This is a genomic window from Sorangium sp. So ce124 (genome assembly GCF_051525235.1).
Classification (GTDB): domain Bacteria; phylum Myxococcota_A; class Polyangia; order Polyangiales; family Polyangiaceae; genus Sorangium; species Sorangium atrum.
Window position 1 is genome coordinate 5,724,163 of sequence record NZ_CP150312.1, and the last position, 22,660, is coordinate 5,746,822.

General features: G+C 72.0%; 19 protein-coding genes. 13 read left to right on the plus strand and 6 right to left on the minus strand.

Going from position 1 to position 22,660, the window contains the following annotated elements:
* Window positions 1–26: 26 nt before the first annotated feature.
* Complete coding sequence (locus tag WMF19_RS21395) at window positions 27–1,262, plus strand: DUF72 domain-containing protein (protein ID WP_437900788.1); 1,236 nt, start codon at window positions 27–29, stop codon at window positions 1,260–1,262.
* Between the two features lie 241 nt (window positions 1,263–1,503).
* Complete coding sequence (locus WMF19_RS21400; protein ID WP_437900789.1) at window positions 1,504–3,069, plus strand: phytoene desaturase family protein; 1,566 nt, start codon at window positions 1,504–1,506, stop codon at window positions 3,067–3,069.
* Window positions 3,070–3,401: 332 nt separating this feature from the next.
* Here WMF19_RS21400 and WMF19_RS21405 read toward each other — a convergent pair whose 3' ends face one another.
* A complete protein-coding gene (locus WMF19_RS21405) occupies window positions 3,402–4,340 on the minus strand; it encodes a sugar phosphate nucleotidyltransferase (RefSeq protein WP_437900790.1) in 939 nt (312 codons plus the stop codon).
* 84 nt (window positions 4,341–4,424) lie between these two features.
* The gene (locus WMF19_RS21410) at window positions 4,425–5,978 is read right to left on the minus strand and encodes a protein kinase domain-containing protein (RefSeq protein WP_437900791.1); all 1,554 of its coding nucleotides are present in this window, start codon (window positions 5,976–5,978) and stop codon (window positions 4,425–4,427) included.
* Between the two features lie 134 nt (window positions 5,979–6,112).
* Between WMF19_RS21410 and WMF19_RS21415 the strand changes: the two genes are divergently transcribed.
* The 5 genes from WMF19_RS21415 to gyrA all read left to right on the plus strand — a co-directional run bounded on the left by WMF19_RS21415 (window position 6,113) and on the right by gyrA (window position 11,524).
* Complete coding sequence (locus tag WMF19_RS21415) at window positions 6,113–6,874, plus strand: hypothetical protein (RefSeq protein ID WP_437900792.1); 762 nt, start codon at window positions 6,113–6,115, stop codon at window positions 6,872–6,874.
* 94 nt (window positions 6,875–6,968) lie between these two features.
* The gene (locus WMF19_RS21420) at window positions 6,969–7,202 is read left to right on the plus strand and encodes a hypothetical protein (protein ID WP_044965251.1); all 234 of its coding nucleotides are present in this window, start codon (window positions 6,969–6,971) and stop codon (window positions 7,200–7,202) included.
* On the plus strand, window positions 7,199–7,615 hold the full coding sequence (locus tag WMF19_RS21425) for an HNH endonuclease (protein WP_437900793.1): 417 nt from the start codon (window positions 7,199–7,201) through the stop codon (window positions 7,613–7,615). Before WMF19_RS21420 ends, WMF19_RS21425 begins: the two co-directional genes overlap by 4 nt.
* A gap of 350 nt (window positions 7,616–7,965) precedes the next feature.
* A complete protein-coding gene (locus WMF19_RS21430; RefSeq protein WP_437900794.1) occupies window positions 7,966–8,466 on the plus strand; it encodes a hypothetical protein in 501 nt (166 codons plus the stop codon).
* Window positions 8,467–8,896: 430 nt separating this feature from the next.
* Window positions 8,897–11,524 carry a DNA gyrase subunit A gene (gene gyrA, locus WMF19_RS21435; protein ID WP_437900796.1) on the plus strand — a complete coding sequence of 876 codons (2,628 nt, stop codon included), beginning with the start codon at window positions 8,897–8,899 and terminating at the stop codon, window positions 11,522–11,524.
* Here gyrA and WMF19_RS21440 read toward each other — a convergent pair.
* From WMF19_RS21440 to WMF19_RS21455, 4 genes are all read right to left on the minus strand, one after another.
* A complete protein-coding gene (locus WMF19_RS21440; RefSeq protein ID WP_437900797.1) occupies window positions 11,517–12,173 on the minus strand; it encodes a gamma-glutamylcyclotransferase in 657 nt (218 codons plus the stop codon). The two genes, gyrA and WMF19_RS21440, sit on opposite strands and share 8 nt — an antisense overlap.
* 43 nt (window positions 12,174–12,216) lie before the next feature.
* Window positions 12,217–13,413, minus strand: coding sequence for a saccharopine dehydrogenase family protein (locus tag WMF19_RS21445; RefSeq protein ID WP_437330427.1), 1,197 nt, complete (start codon window positions 13,411–13,413; stop codon window positions 12,217–12,219).
* A 39-nt stretch (window positions 13,414–13,452) separates the two neighbouring features.
* Window positions 13,453–14,913 carry an amidase gene (locus tag WMF19_RS21450; RefSeq protein ID WP_437900798.1) on the minus strand — a complete coding sequence of 487 codons (1,461 nt, stop codon included), beginning with the start codon at window positions 14,911–14,913 and terminating at the stop codon, window positions 13,453–13,455.
* A 146-nt stretch (window positions 14,914–15,059) separates the two neighbouring features.
* On the minus strand, window positions 15,060–16,124 hold the full coding sequence (locus WMF19_RS21455; RefSeq protein WP_437900799.1) for a hypothetical protein: 1,065 nt from the start codon (window positions 16,122–16,124) through the stop codon (window positions 15,060–15,062).
* 424 nt (window positions 16,125–16,548) lie between these two features.
* Between WMF19_RS21455 and WMF19_RS21460 the strand changes: the two genes are divergently transcribed.
* The 6 genes from WMF19_RS21460 to WMF19_RS21485 all read left to right on the plus strand — a co-directional run bounded on the left by WMF19_RS21460 (window position 16,549) and on the right by WMF19_RS21485 (window position 22,650).
* Window positions 16,549–16,779, plus strand: a complete 231-nt coding sequence (locus WMF19_RS21460; RefSeq protein WP_272099445.1) for a hypothetical protein — start codon at window positions 16,549–16,551, stop codon at window positions 16,777–16,779.
* Between the two features lie 105 nt (window positions 16,780–16,884).
* A complete protein-coding gene (locus WMF19_RS21465; RefSeq protein ID WP_437900800.1) occupies window positions 16,885–17,325 on the plus strand; it encodes a hypothetical protein in 441 nt (146 codons plus the stop codon).
* Between the two features lie 93 nt (window positions 17,326–17,418).
* A complete protein-coding gene (gene ilvB / locus WMF19_RS21470) occupies window positions 17,419–19,128 on the plus strand; it encodes a biosynthetic-type acetolactate synthase large subunit (protein WP_272099449.1) in 1,710 nt (569 codons plus the stop codon).
* Between the two features lie 137 nt (window positions 19,129–19,265).
* A complete protein-coding gene (gene ilvN, locus WMF19_RS21475; RefSeq protein WP_437900801.1) occupies window positions 19,266–19,814 on the plus strand; it encodes an acetolactate synthase small subunit in 549 nt (182 codons plus the stop codon).
* 93 nt (window positions 19,815–19,907) lie between these two features.
* Window positions 19,908–20,921: a ketol-acid reductoisomerase gene (gene ilvC, locus WMF19_RS21480; RefSeq protein ID WP_437330431.1), complete on the plus strand. Its 1,014-nt coding sequence runs from the start codon at window positions 19,908–19,910 to the stop codon at window positions 20,919–20,921.
* A 34-nt stretch (window positions 20,922–20,955) separates the two neighbouring features.
* Window positions 20,956–22,650: a 2-isopropylmalate synthase gene (locus WMF19_RS21485; protein ID WP_437330432.1), complete on the plus strand. Its 1,695-nt coding sequence runs from the start codon at window positions 20,956–20,958 to the stop codon at window positions 22,648–22,650.
* Window positions 22,651–22,660 lie beyond the last annotated feature (10 nt).

The following is a 22,660-nucleotide window of genomic DNA, read 5'->3' on the forward strand; positions in this document are numbered from 1 at the left end:
CGCCCGGATGCTCCCCTCGGAAGCGCATGCGCCACCGGCGCAGGCCGGCGCTGCCGCTCGGCGCCCGGCGCGCCGCCCGTCCCCCTGCCGCGCTGGCCAGCGCAGCGGCCCTCCCCGCCCGCGTGGCCGATGTCGCGGAGCGCGCCGGAAGCAGTAGACTCGACCGGGTGAGCCGCTCCCCTGGGCGCCGCGGCGCCGACCCATCGCAGCTCTCGCTGTTCGGTCCAGCGCCGGAGCCCGCCGCTGTCGAGGCGGCGCGCGAGCGCGACGCGATGGCGGCGGTCTACGACGACGCCGCCCGCCTGGCGGCGCGGCTACCGCCGGGGCTCCACCTCGGCACGAGCTCGTGGAGCTTCCCCGGCTGGCAGGGCCTCGTCTATGCCGCGCGGCACAGCACGGAGGAGCTCGCGCGCGATGGCCTCGCCGAGTACGCCCGGCACCCGCTGCTCACGACGGTCGGAATCGACCGCAGCTTTTACGCCCCCGTCCCCGACAGCGATTTCCGCCGCTACGGAGCGCAGCTGCCGGACGGCTTCCGCTGCGTATCGAAGGCGCTGCACGCGGTCGTGTCCCAGACGCTGGAGCGATCGCAGACCCCGCCGGGCGAGGACGAGGGGCGCAGCGCGGGCCCCGCTCGCCTCGAGCCGAACCCGGATTTCCTCTCGGTGCCGCTCTTCCTCTCGCGCGTCGCCGCGCCGCTGCTCACGGTCTTCCGGGCGCACGCGGGGCCGGTGCTGCTCGAGCTGCCGCCGGTCGGCCCGCCCCACCGGCTCCCGCCTCGCGCGTTCTTCGAGCGGCTCGACGCGTTCCTCGGCGCGCTGCCGCGCGAGCTCTCCTGCGCGGTCGAGCTCAGGGAGCGCGCCTATTTCACCGGCGAGTACCGGGAGATCCTCGGCGCCCGCGGCGTCGCCCACGCCTACAGCTACTGGCGCAACATGCCGTCTCCCGGGGCCCAGGCGGAGGTCGTGCCCGTCTCGAACGCCCCGTTCGCGATCGTCCGGCTCTCGCTCAAGCCCGGCCGCCGCTACGAGGCGGAGAAGCGCCGGTTCCACCCGTTCAACCGGGTGGTCGAGCCGGATCCCGAGATGCGCGCGGAGGTCGCGCGGATCCTGTGCGAGGCCGCGGCGCTGCGCATCGAGAGCTTCACGCTCGTGAACAACAAGGCCGAGGGCTCGGCGCCCCTGACCGTGCGCGCCATCGCCGAGGAGGTCGCCGCCGCGTGGCGCGCGCCGACGGCGCCCACGACGACCGCCGGCGGGTGAGCCCGACCAGGGCAGGACGGAGCGGGCCGGAGCGACGCGCGCGCCTGCGCCGTGGAGAGGACAGGCTGGAAAGGGTCGCCGTGCGGGCGGCCTCGGGGCCGGCGCTGCGCATCCCCCCCGGCTACCGCGCGCGAAAAGGACTCTCCTCGCCGCACCATCCGTGCAACACCTCGTGCGCCACGGCCCGAGCGCCGGCGCGCCGGCCGCGGCAGAGGACGCGCACAGCGCTTGGAGGTGCCCAGTGAAACGCAGTGAAGCTCCGGCCCGCGCCGATGTGGTCATCGTCGGCGCCGGCCACAACGGTCTCGTCGCCGCGGTCCTCCTCGCCCGCCGCGGGCTCGACGTGGTGGTGCTCGAGGAGAAGGACGCGGTCGGCGGCGCGGTGAAGACCGAGCACCCCTTCCGGAACGCGCCGGGCCTCGGCGTCTCGAGCGGCGCCTACCTGCTCGGGCTCGCCCCCCCCGAGCTGCTCCGCGAGGTCGGCGTCACCCTCCCCCTGCGGCGGCGCGATCCGCACTATTTCCTCCCGACCACGGACCGGCGCTACCTGCTCTTCGGCTCGGATCAGGCCGCGATGAAGCGGCAGTTCCTGGAGTTCTTCTCCCAGGCGGACTGGGACGCGAACAGCGCGCTCCAGGCCGAGCTCGCCGCGCTCCGGGACGACATCGCCCCGACGTGGCTCGAGGAGCCGCTCTCCATCGAGGAGACGGCGGAGCGCTACGTGCGGCCCGCCCTCCGGCAGACGTTCGCGGCGCTCTGCCGGGGCACGATCTCCGACTACCTCGCGCGGTTCGGCTGGAAGAGCGACCTCCTCCAGGCGATGTACGCCGTGACCGACGCCTTCTCGGGGCTCGCGGGCGGCTTCGAGTCGCCCGGCACCGGCATGAACTTCCTCATCCACAACATGTGCCGCCTCCCCGGCGCCGACGGGACCTGGATGATCGTCGAGGGCGGGATGGGCACGATCTCCCGCCTCTTCGCCGAAAAGGCGAGGGCCGAGGGCGCGACGATCGTCACCGGCGCCCGCGTCGCGCGGATCGAGTCGTCCGGGGGCGCCGTCTCCGGCGTGCTCCTCGATGACGGCGCGCGCATCGCCGCGAAGGTGGTCGTCTCGAACGCCGATCCGTACCGCACCCGCGCGCTCGCCGGCGAGGCGGCGATCGGGGCCTCGCTCTCGGCGCGGCTCGACGCGCTCGCGAAGGACGGCTCGACGCTCAAGGTCAACATGGCGCTGACCGGACTGCCCACGTTCACGTGCCTCCCGGAGGACCGCGGGCAGTTCGGGCCGACCATCCACCTCCTGCCGGACGAGGACGTCGTGATGGACACGCTGCGGCAGGCCCACCGCGACGCGATGAGCGGGCGCCTCCCGGAGTTCCCCGCGATCGAGTGGTACTTCCACACGCCGATCGACCCGAGCCTGCGCGACGCGGAGGGCCACCACAACGCGGCGCTCTTCGTGCAGTGGGTGCCCTACGCGCTCGCGGGCGGCGAGACGTGGGACCAGGCCGCGCCGCGCTACGTGAAGCACCTCCTCTCGATCTGCGATCGCTTCGCGCCTGGGATGAGCGACCTCGTGCTGGAGACGTTCACGCTGGCGCCGCCGGACATCGAGCGGCACTTCGGGATCACGAGGGGGCACATCCACCACATCGACAACAGCTTCGGCTTCGCCGATCGCGTGCCCCACCGGTTCGGGCTCGCCGGGCTCTACTCGTGCAGCGCGGGGACGCACCCGGCCGGGTCGGTCATCGGCGCGGCGGGGCACAACGCCGCGAAGGCCGCGCTCGCCGATCTCGGGAGATGAAGCGGCACCTCGCGGCGATGGGCGCGCTCGCCGTGGTGGCCGGGTGCAGCAGAGAGCCGCCGTCTCCAGACGGCCCGCCGGGCGCGCAGGAGATCAGCGAGGCGGAGGAGATCCTGCGCGAGCACCTGGAGCGACATCATCCATCCGACCTGGCACTCCGGAATACGGCGTCTTCCTCAAGGACGTCCTCTGGGGTGTCTACCCCGAGCTGTCCGAGCACCGGAAGGCGGATGAGATCCGCAGATTTGCGACCGAGTACGTGAATCGCCCCGACGCACCAGCGCGGTGAAGCTCGCGCCTCCCTGCTCGCAGGGACTCGTCCACCCACGTGCTCACACGGCCGCGCGCGCGACCGTCCCCTTCGCCGTGACCACCGCGCGCTCGAGCGGGGCGCCGGCGCCGAGGACCACCTGCGCGCCCGGCCAGATCACACACCCGCGCGCCGCGCCGGCCCCCTCGACCCGTGCCCCCGCCCCGACGACGCTGCCCGCCACGTCCACGCCCTCGGCGACGGACGCCCCCGGGCCGACGTAGCTCCGCAGGCCGCGCTGCGAGAGCCAATGCGCGCTCGCCGCCAGGTACGCGGCCAGCGTTCCGATGTCGTGCCACACGGCGGGCGCCGCGAACGTCGCGAGCGAGCGTCCCTCGCGCAGCCACGGCAGGTACACGTCCCCCACCATGCACCCGCGCGGCGGCAGCCTTCGCCGGAGCGCCCCGCCGACCACGTGCACACCCACGAAATCGCCGCCCGCGACCTCGTCGCCGAAGCGCTCGCCGCGGAGCCGCACCACCTCGCCCCGCGCGCCGACGCCCACTGTCCCCTCCCCGGCCGGCCGCGGCGCGACAGCGAGCGTCGCGCCCGCGCCGCGCGCCACGTGCGCCGCCGAGAGCGCCGCCACGTCGAGGTCGATCAGGATGTCGCCGTTCCAGAGGACCACGTCGCCCTCGCCGAGCGCGCCTGCCGCGTTCGCGAGGCCCCCGGCGGTGCCGAGGGGCTCCGGCTCGTGCAGGACCTCGACGGGCACCGGGAACGCCGCGAGCAGATCGCGCGAGAATTGCTCCGCGAGGTGGGACTTGTTCACCGCGACGCGAACGACGCCCCCCGCGGCGAGCCGCTCGGCGATGTGCGCGATGAGCGGCCGATCGCCGAGCCACAGGAGCGGCTTCGGCATCTCGTCCGTGAGCGGGCGGAGCCGGGTCCCGAGCCCCGCCGCGAGGATCATGGCAGAGGCCATGGCCGCGAGGATCACCCCTTCACGGGGAACGTTCAAGAAATCGAGGTCCCGGCGGCGACCACGCAACCGCGCAACGGCGCCAGCGGAGATCGCGGCCGTCGGCCCGCTCCCTCGTTCAGCTCACTCCCCCCGCTCGGGCAGCCCCCGCGCCGCGCGCTCGAGCAGCTCGTGCCCCGTCGCGTCCCCCTCCTCGAGGTGCGCGACGCCGATGCGGAGGGTCATCCGGAAGGGCGTCGTGGCTGCGCGCCGGAAGCGGTGCTGGCGCACCTTCTCGCCGAGCACCTTCGCGAACGCGGACGACCGGGTCCGGCCGATCCCGGGGCAGACGATCGCGAGGGTGTCGCGGCGGTAGCGCCCCAGCAGCCCGCCTTCCGGCACATAGATCCTGACGATGCGCGCGAGGTCGCCGAGGATGCGATCGACCCCCGCGCGGCCCTGCGTCTCCTCGACGCCCTGGAGCCCCTCCACGCTGAGCAGCAGCAGCGAGAGCCTCCTCGTCCGCTGCTCCTTGGCGCGCTGCACCTCTTTCTTCAGGAAGGCCCGGAGCCGCTCCTCGTGGACGACCGCGGCGAGGTCCTCGTCGCGGTGGCGTGACTCGCCGGCCTTGGGCCCAGGCTCCGGAGGCTTGGGCCCCGGGTCCGACGGCGAGCTGGCGCGCCGGTCGTCGCCAGCGCGCCGGTCGTCCGTCTCGCCCCCGCGGCTCTCGACCCCGCGGCGGGACGACGGCGGCGGGTTCGTGGGTCGATCGGGCGCCGGGGGCGGGGTCGACGGGGCGGGCGCGCCGAGCGCCTCCGCCATCAGCGTGACGGCCGCCGTCGCGCGCTCGAAGCGGTCCTTCGGGTCGATCGCGGTCGCCTGCTGGAACCACGCGTCGAAGGCGGGCGGCAGCCGGATGCTGCTGCGGCGCCGCGCGGCGCGGACGCTCGGCGGCTCGGGCAGCCCCGCCACCATCCGCTGGAGGAGCGCGTAGACCGACGGCAGGACGTTGGCCTCGGTCAGCCAGTACGGGCTGCCCACGAGCAGCGCGAAGGCGACGTGCGCGAGCGCATGGATGTCGGTCTTCGGCCCGACGGCGACGTCGCCGCGGATCTGCTCGGGCGCCATGTAGAGGGGCGTCCCGACCATCGCCGTGCGGTCCGCCACGCTGCGGTGCGCCACGACCTTCGCCAGCCCGAAATCGAGGACCTTCACGCAAGGGGAGCCGTCGTCCCGCCTCGTCAGGAAGAGGTTCGCCGGCTTGAGATCCCGGTGGACGATGGCGGCCGCGTGCATCTTGTCGAGCGCGCGCGCGACCTGGCCCAGGTAGAGGACCACCTCGGCCGGCGGCAGCGGGCCGCGGCGCGCGGACAGGCTCGCGAGCTCCTCGCCCTGGAGCAGGTCCATGACGAGGAAGGGCATCCCCGAGTCGGCGTCGATGCCGGCATCGGAGATGTGGACGATGTGATCGCTCTCGATCGCGCCCGTGATCTTGGCTTCCTGGGCGAACCGGGCGCGCTGGGCCGGGTCCTGGATGGAGCCGGGGAGCATCACCTTGAGCGCTCGGCGGCGGTCCGTGACCTCGTCCACGACCTCGTACACCGCCCCCATCCCGCCCGTCTTGATGGGGCGCACGACGCGGTACCGCCCATGGAAAGGCGTGTCGGGTCGGAGCTGCGCGAGGCTCGGCGGATCCATGGGGTGATCGCGGCCCTTGGAGCATAGATCGGACCGGGCCCTGTCCGGTCGCTGTTCGCGCCCCCGAGGTGGGGTGGGCAGCTGGTGTGCCTGAAAACTCGACGCCTCCGGCGGCCGCGTGGTAGCTCCGCCGGGTGGGTTCGTCTGCGCTCGCCGTCCTCTCCGCCGCGAGGCGGAGCTCCGCGCCCTGGGCCGCGGCCGCGTTGCTCGGCCTCGGCGCCGTGACCGTCATCACAGCGCCGAGCTGCGGCAACGACGCTGTGGGCGTCGACGCCTGCCGGCGCATCGAGCGTGCCCGGTGCGAGGCGGCCGCCGTGTGCCCGGAGTGGATCGGCTCTGGGGACGCCGAAGAGCGGGTGAACACCTGCGTCGAGTTCTACTGGGACCAGTGCCTGCACGGCATCGAGGGCGGCGCCGGCGGCGGCCAGGCCGCGGCAGAGCCGACGACCGCCCAGGTCGATGCCTGCGTCGCCGCCGTCGGCGAGGCGCGCGCCTGCGCCAGCGCGAAGGTCGCCTCCATGGCGGAGTGCTCCGCCGCGTCGCTCGCCGGGGGGATCGACCCCGCGATCAGCCCCTGCGTGGTGATCACCGCGCGGGCGGAGGCGCTCGAGGCCTGCGCGTTCGTCGCCCCGAACGGCGGCGGCGCCGGCATCGGCAGCGGCGGCTCTGGCAGTGCGGGCAGCGGCGGCTCTGGCAGTGCGGGCAGCGGCGGCTCTGGCAGTGCGGGCAGCGGCGGCTCTGGCGGTGACAGCGCCGGCAACGATGGCTCTGACGGCGCAGGCAACGGTGGCTCCGGCGGCGGCAGCGCGGGCAGCGGCGGCTTCGGCGGCGGCAGCGCGGGCAACGGCGGCTCCGGCGGCGGCAGCGCGGGCAGCGGCGGCTCCGGCGGGCCCTAATACCGCTGCGGGAAGCTCCCTTGGACCGCTCTCAGGCGGATCGGCAGATCGCCCACCTCGCACCAACCTGCTAGGTTCAGGGAGGAGTTCGACCATGGCTACGCCGGCAACAGTCCACGTTGATGTGGAGCTCCCTTCCGATCTCGCACAGCTCCGCCTCCCGGCGGGGGTCGATCGCAGGCTGCAGGCGCTCCTGGACAAGCAGGACCGCGGGGAGAAGCTGTCGGCGGATGAGGCCATCGAAGCCGAGGGGCTCGTCGATCTCGCCGAGCTGCTCAGCTTGCTGCGCCTCCGCGCATCGCGGAAGGAGCCTGCGCTGACGCGATGAGCCGCGACAGCGTGCCCGCGGCGCTCCAGCGTCGCGTCCGCAAGCGTGCCGCCGATCGATGCGAGTATTGCCGGCTCTCCCAGGTCAGCCAGGAGGCCGCGTTCCATGTCGATCACATCCAGCCGCGGCACGCAGGTGGCCTGACCACCCCGGAGAACCTGGCGCTCGCCTGTGTGTCGTGCTCCCTGCGCAAGGGAGCGCGGACCCATGGAGAGGATCCGAGCACGGGCGACCACGCGAGCCTTTTCCACCCTCGCTGGGGTCGCTGGGAAGACCACTTCGACGTCACGAATGATCTGTTGATCGCCGGAAAAACACCGACAGGCCGCGCCACGGTCGCGCTGCTCCGGATGAATCGGCCTCTCGTCATCGAGATTCGACGTGAAGAGGCGTTGCGGGGTCGATTCCCGTAGAGGGCGCCCGCTGCTTCCGCGAGCTCATTTCAAGCCTTGCAGCGGCCAGGCCCCCGGCATCCAGGCGCAGCCGCGGCGCCGCCTCGCGCGGGCGGCGCATCCGGCAGCTCGCCCGCGAGCGCCATCCTCCCCGGCGCCTCCTCCCGCGGGCCTCGCTCGGCCGCGCGCGGCGCCGGGCGCAGCGCCCGCGCAGCGGGGCCGCATTTCATGTGGCGCCGTTCCCCGGCTTGGACTAGTGCCCCCTGCCGATGGGCCGAGCTCGAGCTGGTTTCGGAACCTTGTTCGCAGCGGATCGCGCGTGCGGGCGCTCCCCGCGACCCCGGGCCGGCCGGTGCGCCCTGGCGCTCGCCGTGCTCGCGCTCACGGCCTGCGCCGACGGGTCCAACAGCGACGACGACCTGCAGCTCGGGACGTCGGTGACCATCGACCCGCTCGCCTTCCTTGGCGACGTCCAGTGCTCGGGCTCGGACGAGCCGGAGGCCATCCGCAGCTACGTCGCCACGCTCACCGACAACAGCGCGGAGGGCGGGCCGTCCCCCCTCGCCTCGTCGCCGCCAATCTCCTGCGCGTGGAGCGTGTCGTTCACCTCCGTCGTCGAGGGGCACAAGTACACGGTCAGGATCGACGGCTACGGGGGGGAGTTCGCCGACGAGCTCACGCCCCAAGGTGGCGAGACCTCCGGGAACCCCGAAATGCTGCTCCCCAACGGCGATAAGGCCGACCCGATCTGGACGTGGGAGTGCCCCGGCCCCGACCCCGACGCCCCGGACAGCGCCGGCTCGATCGTGGCGGAGAAGGACGTAGAAATCGTCGTCCGGACGTGCGCCCCGCCCACCCGCTTCGAGCCCTGACCCTTCCGGCGCCCCCGTTGCGCCGCCTCAGGCTCCCGCCGCGCTGTCCAGCGCCCCCGCCCAGGACGCTCCAGCCGCGCTGTCCGGCATCCCTGATGCGCCCTCGGCGCGCCTCGCGGCGTCCGCAGAGGAGCCGGCGGCAGGCCGCGATCCGCACCCGCCGCGCGCGGGGAGGAACGCCCTCTGAGGCCGGCAAACCCTTTGCGCCAGCCTGCCCCTTGGAGTACCTGAACGCATCCGTCGCATCCCCTGAACAGCGTGGGTCATAGGGCGCGCGGCGAAGGCCGGGCTCCACCTCGTCGCTCGTCGATCGAGGCCAGGGCCGCTTCTGCCGCTCCGCTCGACGCTCGATCCGCGCTGGGATGGGCCTCTACGACGGGGGCCGAGCGCGCGCCGCGCCCGCCCCCCGCGCCTCGGGTGCAGGTCCCCCATGGAAGAGACGTCGAACATCCAGCAGAAGGTTCCGGTCAGCATCCAGGACGAGCTCCGGACGAGCTACCTCGACTACGCGATGAGCGTGATCATCGGCCGCGCGATCCCGGACGTGCGCGACGGCCTGAAGCCGGTGCACCGCCGGATCCTCTACTCGATGAACGAGCAGAAGATCGGCCCCACCGGCGCGCACAAGAAGTGCGCGCGCGTCGTCGGAGACGTGCTCGGCAAGTACCACCCGCACGGCGATCTCGCGGTCTACGACGCGCTCGTCCGGATGGGGCAGACCTTCAGCCTGCGCTACCCGCTCATCGACGGGCAGGGCAACTACGGCTCGGTCGACGGCGACTCGCCCGCGGCCATGCGGTACACGGAGTCGCGCCTGTCGCGGATGGCCGTCGAGCTGCTCGCCGATCTCGACAAGGACACCGTCGACTTCGTCCCGAACTACGACGACTCGGAGCTCGAGCCGAGCGTCCTGCCGGCGAAGTTCCCGCAGCTCCTGGTGAACGGCTCCGGCGGCATCGCCGTCGGCATGGCGACGAACATCCCGCCGCACAACCTCGGCGAGATCATCGACGCGACGATCGCGATCATCCGCAACCCCGACGTCACCCTGGAGGAGCTGCTTCACCTCGTCCCGGGCCCCGATTTTCCGACCGGCGGCCTCATCTACGGCAAGAGCGGCATCGTGCAGGCGTACACGACCGGCCGCGGCTCGATCACGATGCGCGGGCGCAGCCAGGTCGAGAAGACGATGAAGGGCGACCGCGAGCAGCTCGTCTTCACCGAGATCCCCTACCAGGTGAACAAGGCCCGGCTGGTCGCGAAGATCGCCGAGTGCATGAAGGAGAAGCGCATCGAGGGGATCAGCGAGGTGCGCGACGAGAGCGATCGCGAGGGGATGCGGATCGTTGTCGAGCTGAAGAAGGACATCTTCCCGCAGGTGGTCCTGAACCAGCTCTACCGGCTGACGGATCTCCAGGCGACGTTCGGCGTCATCAACCTGTCGATCGCGAACGGCCGCCCCGCGGTGCTGAGCCTGAAGGACACGCTCTCGCACTTCATCGAGCACCGGCGCGAGGTCGTGACGCGGCGCTGTCGGTTCGAGCTCCGGCAGGCCGAGTCGCAGCGCGAGCTCGTCGAGGGGCTCGGGATGGCGACGAGCGACATCGATCGCATCGTCGCGACGATCCGCGCGTCGAGCGATCCGGACGACGCGCGGGAGAACCTGCAGAAGCTGCCCCTCCGGGGGCTCGGCGAGTTCCTCCGGCGCGCCGGGCGGCCGGAGCCCGAGTGCGCCGAGGCCGACACGCGCGGCGACTACTTCCTGTCGGAGCGGCAGGCCAAGGCGATCCTCGAGATGCGGCTGTCGCGCCTGACCGGCCTCGAGCGGGAGAAGCTCGCGAAGGAGTACGGCGAGCTGTCGCAGACCATCGAGCGGCTCCGGGCGATCCTGGCCGACATGGGGCTGCTCATGAACGTGATCGTGATGGAGCTCGAGGAGATCAAGGCGCGCTTCGGCGACAAGCGGCGGACCGAGATCGTGCCGGCCGAGGCCGAGATCCAGATGGAGGACCTGATCCAGGAAGAGGACATGGTCGTGACCATCTCGCACGCCGGCTACCTGAAGCGGACGCCGACCTCGACGTACCGGGCGCAGCGCCGCGGCGGCAAGGGGATGGTGGGCATGGAGGCGCGCGAGGAGGACTGGGTGAGCCAGCTCTTCGTGGCGTCGACGCACTCGTACGTCTTCTTCTTCAGCGACAAGGGCAAGGTCTTCGTCAAGAAGGTCTACGAGATCCCGCAGGCGCCTCGGAACGCGAAGGGCCGGGCGATCGTGAACTTCGTCGGGATGGAGCCGGGGGAGAAGGTCGCGGCGATCACGCCGGTGCCGAGCTTCGACGGCGAGACGTTCGTGGTGACGCTGACCCGCCGCGGGCAGATCAAGAAGACCGCGCTCAACGAGTACGAGAACTACCGGGACAAGGGGATCATCGGCGTGCGGATCGAGGAGGGCGATCAGCTCTTCACGGCGGCGCTCACCGACGGCAAGCGCGAGCTCGTGATCGCGACGCGGAGCGGGATGAGCATCCGCTTCCCCGAGGACCAGGTGCGCCCGACCGGCCGCGCGACGATGGGCGTGAAGGGCATCGAGCTCGACGAGGGCGACGTGGTGGTGGGCCTCGGCGTGAGCGGCGACGGGCGCGACCGGGTGCTCGCGGTCTGCGAGCGCGGGTACGGCAAGCAGACGCCGCTCGAGGAGTTCCGGCTCCAGAGCCGCGGCGGCAAGGGCGTGATCCTGATCGACGCGAGCGAGCGGAACGGGCCGGTCGTGGGCGTCGCCATGGTGAGCCCGAGCGACGAGGTGCTGATCGTGACCGATCGCGGGCAGATGATCCGCACCAAGACGAGCGAGATCCGCGAGACGGGGCGCAACGCGCAGGGGGTGCGGATCATGCACGTCGGCCAGGACGAGCGGGTCGTCGCCGTCGAGGCCTTCGCGGCGGAAGCGGAAGCGGCCGAGGCCGAGGAGGGCGGGTCGACGCCGCCGGCGGCCGGCGCGGACGGGACCAACGGGGTCGCGGATCACGCCGGCGGGAACGGGAGCAGCGAGGTCAACTAGAGGTCGACCGGGCGCCGAGCTCGGTCGGCGGCCCGTCCGCAGCCCCCGTGGCGCGACCGCCACACGAGGGGCCTACGGTGGTCCTCGGGTCGACCGGACGGGGAGCTCGGTGGCCGACGAGGGCCGCTAGCTCGGTCACGTGCTCGTCGTGGGCGCCCATCGCCACGAGCGCGTCGGCGAGCCGCAGGACGTACTCGACGTTCGAGCCGCTCGGGCCGTGCGACGCGAGCACCTGCGCGGCGATCTCGGGGAGCGGCGCAGCGCCCAGGTAATCGGGGTTATCCGGCGTGGCCAGGTACACGATGGCCGACCGGGCCGTGATCTCCGCGCGCACCGCCGCCCCGTCCACGAGGTGGAGCGGCACGTCGTGGCGCGCATATCCGCCCTTCTCGCGGTGGTCCAGCGCGCGGAGCACCTCGTCGAGCTCGGCCTCGGCAACGCGATAGGCCATCCCCCAGCAGAGGGCGCCAGGCGACGGGATGAGCGTGACCACCCGCCCGGGCGCCCCGGGGACGCCCCGATGGTCTGTGGATCCCTGCCAGAAGCGGCGGGCCCACCCCGTGATGTACCCTGGCACCATCCGCTCGAAGCGGAAGGCAGGCCGCCAGATCAACGAGCCGTAACCGAAGATCCACGCCTCGCGGTCCACGGGGCGATTGTACCAAACCGCGCCGGCCGTCGGCCGCTGCAGCTCACCCCTCCAGCAGCTCGAACCGGATCCCGGCCGCCTGAAGCCGCTCGATGAGCCGCTCCCCCATCGCGACGGCCGGCGTGATCACCCCGGCGCGCGCCGGCAGCCGCTCGCGATCGAACGCCATGCAAAGCGCCGACTCCGCCACCATCTTGGCCGTCTCCGAGTACCCCGGATCGCCGCCGCTCACCCGCGTCACCACCTTGCGCGACGCGCTCTTCCCCTGGAAGGTCACCTGGAACCAGCTGCGCGCCCGCTCCTCCGCGCTCGGCCCCTCCCCCGGACTCCGCACCTTGCGGAGCAGCTCCCGCGTCGGTCCCACCTTGGCCAGCGCCGTGACCGCGCCGAAGCCGGCGATCCCCATCACGAGCTGCAGCCCGGACTTGACCTGCACGTTGTGGCTGTACTGGAAGTCGGGGCCGTAGGCGTCGAGCTCCCGCGCGCTCCGGAGCACGACGAGCGGATCGATGCTGGGCATCGGACAGAGCCATGCGCGCAGCCCCTTCTCGTAGCGGATGCGCGCCTTGAGCCCCCGCACCCTGCGCGCCCCGTGCGCGCCCTCGCCGCGCGCGGCGCCCTTCCTGGGGCCGGCGTGCGCCATGATCTCGAGCAGCGACTGCCAGGTGCCGCCGGAGAAGCTGCCGTGCGCGCGCACGATGCCCTCCACCACGATCGGCTCGCCCGCGGGGAGCTTCGTCACCGTGAAGAGCACCCCGAGGTCGTGCGGGATGCTGTCGAAGCCGCAGCAGTTGACGATCCGCACGCCCCGCGCGCGGGCGGCCTCGTGGTGGCGCTCGATGAGGCGGTCGACGAACCCAGGCTCGCCGGTGAGATCCGCGTAGTCGGTGCCCGCGCGGATGCACGCCTCGACGAGCGGCTCGCCGAGCGCCGTGTAAGGACCGACCGTCGTGATGACGACGCGCGCCTGGCGAGCCATGCGCTCGAGCGACGCCGCGTCGTCCGACGCCGCCTCGATGACGCCCAGCGAGGAGCACGCCGGATCGATCGCCTCCATCGCCGCCTTCACCTCGGCGAGGCGCCCCGCGTTCCGGCCAGCGATCGCCCAGCGGATGGGCCGCTCTTCTGCGCCACGGGCGGAGGCGTCCTTGCCCTTGGTGGCGAGATACTCGGCGACGAGGCGACCGGTGAAGCCGGTCGCTCCGAAGACGATCACGTCGTACGCGCGGTCGCTGGTCATGGGGGGCAGCCTTGATACCACGACCGCGGGCGGGAACGGTCAGCGCCGGCACCACGAGAGAGACGGCGGCACCCAGCCGCCGAACGAGCGCTCCAGGTGCTCCGCCACGGCGATCGTCACGTGATCGTTGCCGTGGATCGCCGCCACCTGGACGCCCAGCGGCAGCCCCTCGCCGTTGAGGCCCAGCGGCACCTGCGTCGCCGGCATCTCCATGACGTTGAGCACCGCGGTGTATGTCCACTGAAAGGGCGGCAGCAGCGGCGCGTAGTGCCGCGGCGCGGGGCTCGGATAGGACGGGTAGAGCATCACGCCCTGCTCGCCGATGCGCGACACGAGCTCCGCGCGCAGCGCCTTGCCGAGCTCCAGGGCGCGCTCGACGCGCGCCGGCAGCAGCCCGCCGACGTCCTCCAGCAACGCGAGCCCCAGCGCGGGCAGCGTGTGCGTCGAGCAGCGTACCGACCAGCGGGCGAGCTCACGCGGCAGGCTGACCGGGCGGCCACCGCCGAGCAACGCCCGGAACGTGACGCCCCCGGACGTGCCCACCATCGCCGTCCAGATGTCGAGCGCCCGCGCGAGGAGGTCGATCCTCGCCTCGACCACCGTCGCCCCGCAGGCGGCGAGCGCCTCCGCAGCCTTCCGCTGCGCGGCCACGAGATCGGCGCTCACCCGGCGCACGCCGTCGTGCTCGACGGAGAGCACCGTCAGCGCGCCGAGATCGACCGAGGCCGGATCGCCGAGCGGCAGCGACGCACAGCCCGGATCGCGCGCGTCGGGGCCGGCGAGGATGCGGAGCACCGGCATGAGATCCTCGGCGCGCCGCGCGATCGGGCCCGTCGTCATGAAGCGGAGCCCCCGCTCGCCCGGCAGCGGGAACTGGCCCGTGGTCGGCACGAGCCCGCCGGTCGGCTTGTGGCCGAAGACGCCGTTGAAGAACGCCGGCATGCGGATGGATCCGCCGATGTCCGAGCCGAGGCCGACCGGCGCGCCGCCCGCGCCGATCACCGCGGCCTCGCCGCCCGAGCTGCCGCCCGCGGTGCGCGCCGGGTCGTAGGGGTTGTTCGTCCGGCCGTAGAGCCGGTTGTTCGTCTCCATCCACATGCAGAGCTCCGACACGTTGGTGACGCCGAGCGGGATGAAGCCTGCGGCGCGCAGGCGCGTGACCGTCACGGCGTCCTCCTCCGCGCGCACGTCGGCGCGGGCGACGAGCCCCGCGGAGTTCGGCATGCCGGCGACGGCGAAGCTCTCCTTGATGGAGCACGGGACGCCGAGGAACGGCGGCGCGCCCGCGGCCCCGCCCTGATCGAGGTGCGCGTCGACCGCGCGCGCCTCGGCGCGGGCGGCCTCGAACCGGTCCGCCACCATCGCGTTGAGCGTCGGGTTCACGCGCTCGATGTGCCGGATATGGGCCTCCACGACCTCGGCCGACGTCACGGCTCGTTCGCGGATCAGCGCAGCGAGCCGGGTCGCGGAGAGCAGGAGCAGCGGATCTCGTGACAGCATGCGTGCGGCGAGGATCAGGCTCGGGACGACGACCCAGGTCAAGGGGCCGCCACCCCGGGTCCGTCGATCGCCCCCGCCCCATCCCGGGCGCGAGACGCGCGCGGCCCTCGCCGAGCGTCCTCCTGGGCGCCGGGGGCGCTGGCCGCCTACTCCTCCGCGGCCTGCGCCGCGCCCCCAGCCTGCCCAGCGCCCCCAGCCTGCCCCGCGCCCGCAGCCTGCCCCGCGCCCGCGCGCTGCATCGGCGTGGCGGCGACCGCGCGCTCCCGCGCTCGCTGCGGGAAGGCCCAGCGCACCGCCCCCGTCACCAGCCAGTCGACCGCCCCCCGGTCGTCGACCTGGATGCCGGGATCGAGGTATACCTGCACCCGTTCGCTGAGCTCTGCGCCGACCTCCAGCACGCTCGTCGACACGACGCGGTGCGCGCCGCGGTGGTCGATCGAGAACGCCTGGTCCGGGCTCACCCAGAACCCGCGCGGCAGCTCGATGATCGCGAATTCCCTTATCGTCGACTTCTGGATGGCGTTCCGCCCCGGGTCACCGCCGAACGACACAGAGTGCTGCAGCTGGGCCCCGAGCCGCGCGGGCCGCGCCACGCGGACGTACGCCTGGACGAGGGGCGCCACCTGGTTCTTTCCCGAGCCGAGCGCGCGCTTCGTCGCCGAGTCGAGGACGAGATCCGTGCCGAGGACCAGCGCGAACCGCGGCGTGCCGACCACGCGGACGAGCGGCCGGATCAGGACGTCGCCGAGCCCCACGTCGCGCTGGCCCTCGATGTCGCCCGCATACGCGAGCGGCAGGTCGGCGCGCAGCGAGAACGTCCTGGTGAAGGCGTAGTCCCCCCGGAGCACCGCCGCGTTGAAGAAGCTGGTCTTGCTTTGCGAGTAATCGTTCCGGAGCTCGAGGAACGTGCTGAAGTTGGCGGCCGCCCTCGGTTGCGTCCGGGGCGCCGCTGCGGCGGGCCGCTCCGGCGCAGCAGGTGGCTGCGCAGGCGGCGCGGGTGGCAGCGACGGCCGCGCGGGCTGTGCGCCCGCGAGCGCCATGAGATCCGCTGGATGCGCAGGATCGGCGCGGGCCGCGGTGGCGCCGGTCGAGGCGCCGCTCAACACGAGGAGCCCGACCGTGCCGAGAGAGGCCGCGCGGCGGCGCTGCAGACCACAGGGCGAGACCGGTCGATCGGCAGGGCGCGCCTGCGCGACGCGATGCGCTTGCATGCCAGGTTCATGGGTGTGTCGCGCGATCTGGCGGCAGTCGGTTCAACACAGCAGTCTGCACCTCGGGCGCGCATGATCCGACGTCCGGTGTTTGCGCACCTCTCCCCCGGCGCCCCAGCATCCTGGCCGCGCCCTCGCCTCCGCGCGCTCCACGCGACGCGCTCGGCGCGCCTCGCTCGACTCCCCCGGCGTCGCGATCGAGTCGCGCTCGAGCGATACATCCGTGCACATCGAACGGCGATGCATCGCCGTTCGAGACACCGCTGGCCGAGCTCCCGGACAGCGCCGGTCCGTGCCGAACATCACGCGGTTCACGTGCGTGTGCTCGAACAAAAAACTGCACGAAATGCCGCAGAAACAAGCGTTCTGTAAAGAAACAACTTGACGCGACGCAGCAGCTCTGTAGGGTAGAAGCATCTACGCCATGCAGAAGCCGATGTGCACCACCAGCGCCCACGCCTCCGGCGATGGGACCCCCGCTGAGAAGGTTGTGCACCACGCTTCGTTGGCGTCCTCGACGACGCGTTCGTTCGTCGTCGTCGAAGGCGGCGTGTCCGTCGGGCTCCTAGCGGGCCTAGCCATTCCTGCGCTCTTCAGCCTAGTTGACGTCGTCGGGCTGATTCGCGTCGGGAACGGTTGCGGGCCGCCGCTCTGAGCTGAAACAGCATGGAGATAGGCCCCCGCACCGAGATGGTCCGGGGGCTTTCGTTTTTTCGGCCTGAGGGTTCACGGAGAGCAGCCGTCGTCGAAGGAGGATCAGGTGAGCAAGGAACATTCGAGGAAGAATCGGGAGGACGCCTCGATCGAGGCCGTCGACCAGCGCATCGCGGAGCTCGCAGAGCTCGTCGCCGCGGGATGTGGGGGGCCCGTCGCGTCGAGCGCCGTGCGAGAGGAGTTCGAGGCGCTCGTCGACGAGATCCGCGCCCGAGCCAGCGGGGGCGCCGTCCGCGCGCCCCAGCGCTCCTCGACGCACCTCAAGGGCGCGCGCCCGCACGGCGACGCCGCGGAGGTCTCGTTCGAGTTCCACGCTGACCCGCCCTCCGCTCGCTCCAACGTGGACCAGCGCGCCAAGCCGGCGAGCGCACCGAGCAGCTCGCGCGTCGTGTCGCTCGACGACGCGCGCAGGGTGCTCGACGCGCTCCGCCGCGAGGAGAGCAGCGGCGGCGGCCCTCGGGAGGATCTGCAGCGCGCGATCGCCTAAGTAGCTGAGCCCCTGAGAAACGGCAGAACCCCGCGGCCAAGGCGCCCCCATGGGCCCCACCTTCACCCGCGTGACTCGATGGAGTCGGGAATTATGAAACGAACCGGTGCACAGATTATCTGGGAAGTCCTCGTCCGCGAAGGCGTGGACGTGGTCTTTGGCTATCCGGGCGGCGCGATCATGCCCGCCTATGACACGATCCTCGGCTACCCGATCCGCCATGTGCTCGTCCGGCACGAGCAGGGCGCGTCGCACATGGCAGACGGCTACGCCCGCGCCTCGGGCAAGGTCGGCGTTTGCGTCGCCACCTCGGGGCCGGGCGCGACGAACCTCGTCACCGGGATCGCGACTGCGATGCTCGACTCCTCGCCCATCGTCTGTATCACCGGGCAGGTCTCGTCCAAGCTGCTCGGGACCGACGCCTTCCAGGAGACGGACATCACGGGCGTCACCCTGCCCATCACCAAGCACAACTACCTGGTGACCGACGTCCAGGACATCGCTCCCACCCTCCGCGAGGCGTTCTACATCGCGCGCTCGGGCCGCCCGGGCCCCGTGCTCGTGGACATCACCAAGGACGCCCAGCAGGCGTCGATCGATTTCGAGCCGCCGAAGGGCGAGGTCCGGCTGCCCGGCTACCGCCCCTCGCAGCACGCCGTCCAGACGGACATCGAGAAGGCGATCGACCTCATCGACGAGGCCGAGCGGCCGCTCATCCTGGCTGGTCAGGGCATCGTCAGGGCGGAGGCGACGCGCGAGCTCCTCTCCTTCGTGGAGAAGACGGGGATCCCCGTCGCCTCCACGCTGCTCGGCCTCGGGGGCTTCCCGGCGACGCACCCGCTCAGCCTCGGCATGATGGGCATGCACGGCGAGGCGTGGGTGAACAACGCCATCCAGGAGGCCGACCTCCTCATCGCGCTCGGGATGCGCTTCGACGACCGCGTGACCGGCAACCTCAAGACCTACGCCGTGAAGGCGAAGAAGATCCACGTCGAGATCGACCGGTCCGAGATCAACAAGAATGTCAAGGTCGACGTGGGCCTCATCGGCGACGTCCGGGACACGCTCCTGTCGCTCATCCCCGGGTGCAAGCAGCGCAACCGGGGCCCGTGGGTCGAGCGCATCAACCTGCTGAAGGGCGACTCGGCGGTCCGTGACATTCAACAATTGCCGTACAACGATAAATTGTACGCCGCGCACGTGATGCACGACCTCTGGCGGCTCACCGACGGCAAGGCGCTTGTGGTAACCGACGTCGGCCAGCACCAGATGTGGGAAGCGCAGTACTACAAGCACGATCACCCGCGGAAGCTCGTCACCTCCGGCGGGCTCGGCACGATGGGCTTCGCCCTGCCGGCGGCGATCGGCGCGCGCTTCGCGAAGCCGGAGGACGAGATCTGGGTGGTCGTGGGCGACGGCGGCTTCCAGATGACCGCGTGCGAGCTCTCGACCTGCGCGCAGGAGGGGCTCAAGGTCCACGTGGCCGTCATCAACAACGGCTACCTCGGCATGGTGCGGCAGTGGCAGGAGTTCTTCTACAACCGGCGCTACTCGGCCACCCCGATGCGCAGCCCGGATTTCGTGAAGCTCGCCGAGGCCCACGGGCTGACGGGCATCCGCGTCACGAAGCGTGAGGAGATCGCCGGCGCCGTGGAGCGCGCCCGCGCCACGCCGGGCACCGTGGTGGTCGACTTCCGCGTCGAGCAGGAGGATAGCGTCTATCCGATGGTCCCCGCCGGCGCCGACCTGAACGACATGATCCGGCGCCCGAGCCCCATCGTGGAGACCGGGGAGGATCCGTGAACGCGCCCGTAGACCCACGCGCCCAGGGCGCGCGCTCCAGCGTGAGCGTGCGCCCGTCGGACGGGCGGGGCGCGCCCGAGCGCGCCGCGGCTGGAGCCGCGCGCACCACAGACAAGAGGGACTTTCAAGAGGCATCCATGGATCGACCCATCCTGCGCACGTTCATCGCCTACGTCGAAGACCGCCCCGGCGTGCTCAACCGCGTCGCGTCCCTCTTCCGGCGGCGCGCCTACAACATCGAGTCGCTGAGCGTCGGGCGCACCCACATCGCCGGGATCTCGCGCCTGACCCTGGTCCTCGAGGCGGACGAGGACGGGGCGAGGCGCCTGGAGGCGAACCTCTACAAGCTGGTCAACACCCTCTGGGTCCGGGACGTCACCCACACCGCCTCCGTCGCGCGCGATCTCGCGCTCATCAAGGTGAAGGCGGACGCGACGAGCCGGGCGCAGGTGCTCCAGCTCTGCGAGGTGTTCCGCGCGCGCACCGTCGACGTCGCCCCCGAGGCGCTGACCATCGAGATCACCGGGACCGGCGACAAGATCGAGGGCCTGCTCGAGGTGCTCCGCCCATTCGGGATCATCGAGATGGTGCGGACAGGGATGATCGTGATGACCCGCGGCGCCGAGGAGGCCGAGGCCAGGTTCGACTCCATCCCCGTGCGCCCGGCCGAGAACGGCGCCTCCTGACGGCGCAAGACGGTGTAAATAGCGCGCGCGAGACGCGAATGACGTGAAGGACGGGAGCCGCGAGGTGCGGGTCCCTGTTGTAAGGAGAGAGAGATGGCTAAGATTTTTTACGATAACGACGCGGATCTTTCGCTCATCCAGAGCAAGAAGGTCGCGATCGTGGGCTACGGCTCCCAGGGGCACGCGCACGCGCTGAACCTGCGCGACAGCGGCGTCACGGTGATCGTCGCCCTGCCCGAGGGCAGCAAGAGCCGGCCCAAGGCGCAGGCCGCGGGGCTGCAGGTGGCCACGGTGTCCGAGGCCGCGAAGGCCGCCGACGTCATCATGATCCTCGCCCCCGACACGTCGCAGGCGCGCATCTACAACGAGCAGATCGCGCCGCACCTCGGCCCGGGCAAGACGCTCATGTTCGCGCACGGGTTCAACATCCGCTTCAACACGATCACGCCCCCCCCGTCGGTCGACGTGTCGATGATCGCCCCGAAGGGCCCTGGCCACCGCGTGCGCGAGACGTTCGAGGCCGGCGGCGGCGTCCCGGCCCTCCTCGCCGTCCACCAGGACGCGAGCGGCAAGGCGGAGGCCCAGGCGCTCGCCTACGCGAAGGGCATCGGCGCGTCGCGCGCCGGGGTGCTCCTCACGACGTTCGCGGAGGAGACCGAGACCGACCTCTTCGGCGAGCAGGCGGTGCTCTGCGGCGGCGCGAGCGAGCTCGTGAAGGCAGGGTTCGAGACGCTCGTGAACGCCGGCTACCAGCCGGAGATCGCGTACTTCGAGTGTCTGCACGAGCTCAAGCTCATCGTCGACCTCATGTACCGCGGCGGCCTCAACTACATGCGGTACTCGATCAGCGACACCGCCGAGCACGGCGACTACGTGTCGGGCCCGCGGGTCATCACCGACAAGACGCGCGAGGAGATGAAGCGCATCCTCGGCGAGATCCAGAGCGGCGAGTTCGCGCGCAAGTGGATCGCGGAGAACGAGGCGGGCCGACCGAAGTTCGAGGCGACGCGGGCGAAGGAGCGGGAGCAGCGGCTCGAGATCGTGGGCGCCAACCTGCGCAAGATGATGCCGTTCATCGATCCCGTCACCATCAAGCCCGGCGACTGAGCCTCTCCACTCGTGGGAGGCGGCGGAGAACACCATGCCTGAGATGATTGCCAATCAAGCGATGCCCCCGTCCGATTACGTCCGCATCTTCGACACGACGCTGCGCGACGGCGAGCAGTCGCCGGGCGCGACGATGACGTCGTCGGAGAAGCTCGAGATCGCGCTCGCGCTGGCGAAGCTCGGCGTCGACGTCATCGAGACGGGCTTCCCCGCCGCCTCCCCCGACGATCTGCTCGCCGTCCAGACGATCGCCGAGCGCGTGGGCGCGGCCGCGGTCCCCGGCCGCCCGGCCGCGACCCCGCCGATCATCTGCGCCCTCGCCCGCGCCACCAAGGTCGACATCGACAAGGCGTGGGAGGGCGTCGCTCGGGCCGCGCACCCGCGGATCCACACCTTCCTCGCCACGAGCGACATCCACCTCAAGCACAAGCTCCGGATGACCCGGACCGAGGTGCTCGACCGCGTGCGGGCCATGGTCGCGTACGCGCGCGACCTGTGCGCCGACGTGGAGTTCAGCCCCGAGGACGCCGGCCGGAGCGAGCCGGAGTTCCTCTACCAGGTGCTCGAGGCCGCGATCGCCGCCGGGGCCACCACGCTCAACATCCCGGACACGGTCGGGTACACCATCCCGAGCGAGTTCGGCGCGCTCATCGCCGGGATCCGCAAGAACGTGGCGGGGATCGACCGCGCCATCGTCTCGGTCCACTGCCACAACGACCTCGGGCTCGCGACGGCCAACGCGCTGGAGGGCATCCGCGCGGGCGCGCGCCAGGCCGAGGTGACCATCAACGGCATCGGCGAGCGCGCCGGCAACACCGCGCTCGAGGAGATCGTCATGGCGCTCGCGACGCGCCGGGCCGTCTTCGGGCTGCGCACCGGGATCGACACGACCCAGATCGCCACCGTGAGCCGCCTCGTCAGCGCGGCGACCGGCTTCAACGTCCAGCCGAACAAGGCGATCGTGGGCGCCAACGCCTTCGCGCACGAGTCCGGCATCCACCAGGACGGGATGCTGAAGCACCAGGAGACGTACGAGATCATGCGGCCGGAGATGGTCGGGGTGACGCAGACCCGGCTCGTCCTCGGCAAGCACTCGGGCAGGCACGCGCTCCGCAACCGGCTGGAGGAGCTCGGCTACCACCTCGACGAGGCCCAGCTCGCGGCGGCGTTCGCCAGCTTCAAGGCGCTCGCGGACAAGAAGAAGCACGTCACCGATCCCGACATCGAGGCGATCGTCTCGACCACGCGGGCGCAGGCCGACGATCTCTACACGCTCGACGCGCTCCAGGTCGCCTGCGGGACCACCGGCATGCCCACCGCCACGGTCCGCCTGCGCGGGCCGGACGGGGCGCTGCACGTCCGCGCCGCGATCGGCACCGGGCCGGTGGACGCCGCCTACCGGGCGATCGACGAGATCGTCCGCGTGCCGAGCAGCCTCCTCGAGTTCTCGGTGCACGCGGTGACCGAGGGCATCGACGCGCTCGGCGAGGTGAGCGTCCGCGTCCGGGCGGACGCGACGTCGAACAAGCGGCACCCGCAGCACGACGCCGCGGCGCGGGTCTTCCACGGCCACGGCGCTGACACCGACATCCTGGTGGCCAGCGCGAAGGCATACCTCACCGCCCTGAACCGGCTCCTCGCGACCTACGGCGTCGAGCCCAAGGACGACGCGGGGGCGTCAGAGAGCAACCAGAGCGGCCACGGCGCCGCCGTCGAGACCGCGAGGTAGGGCCGTGCGC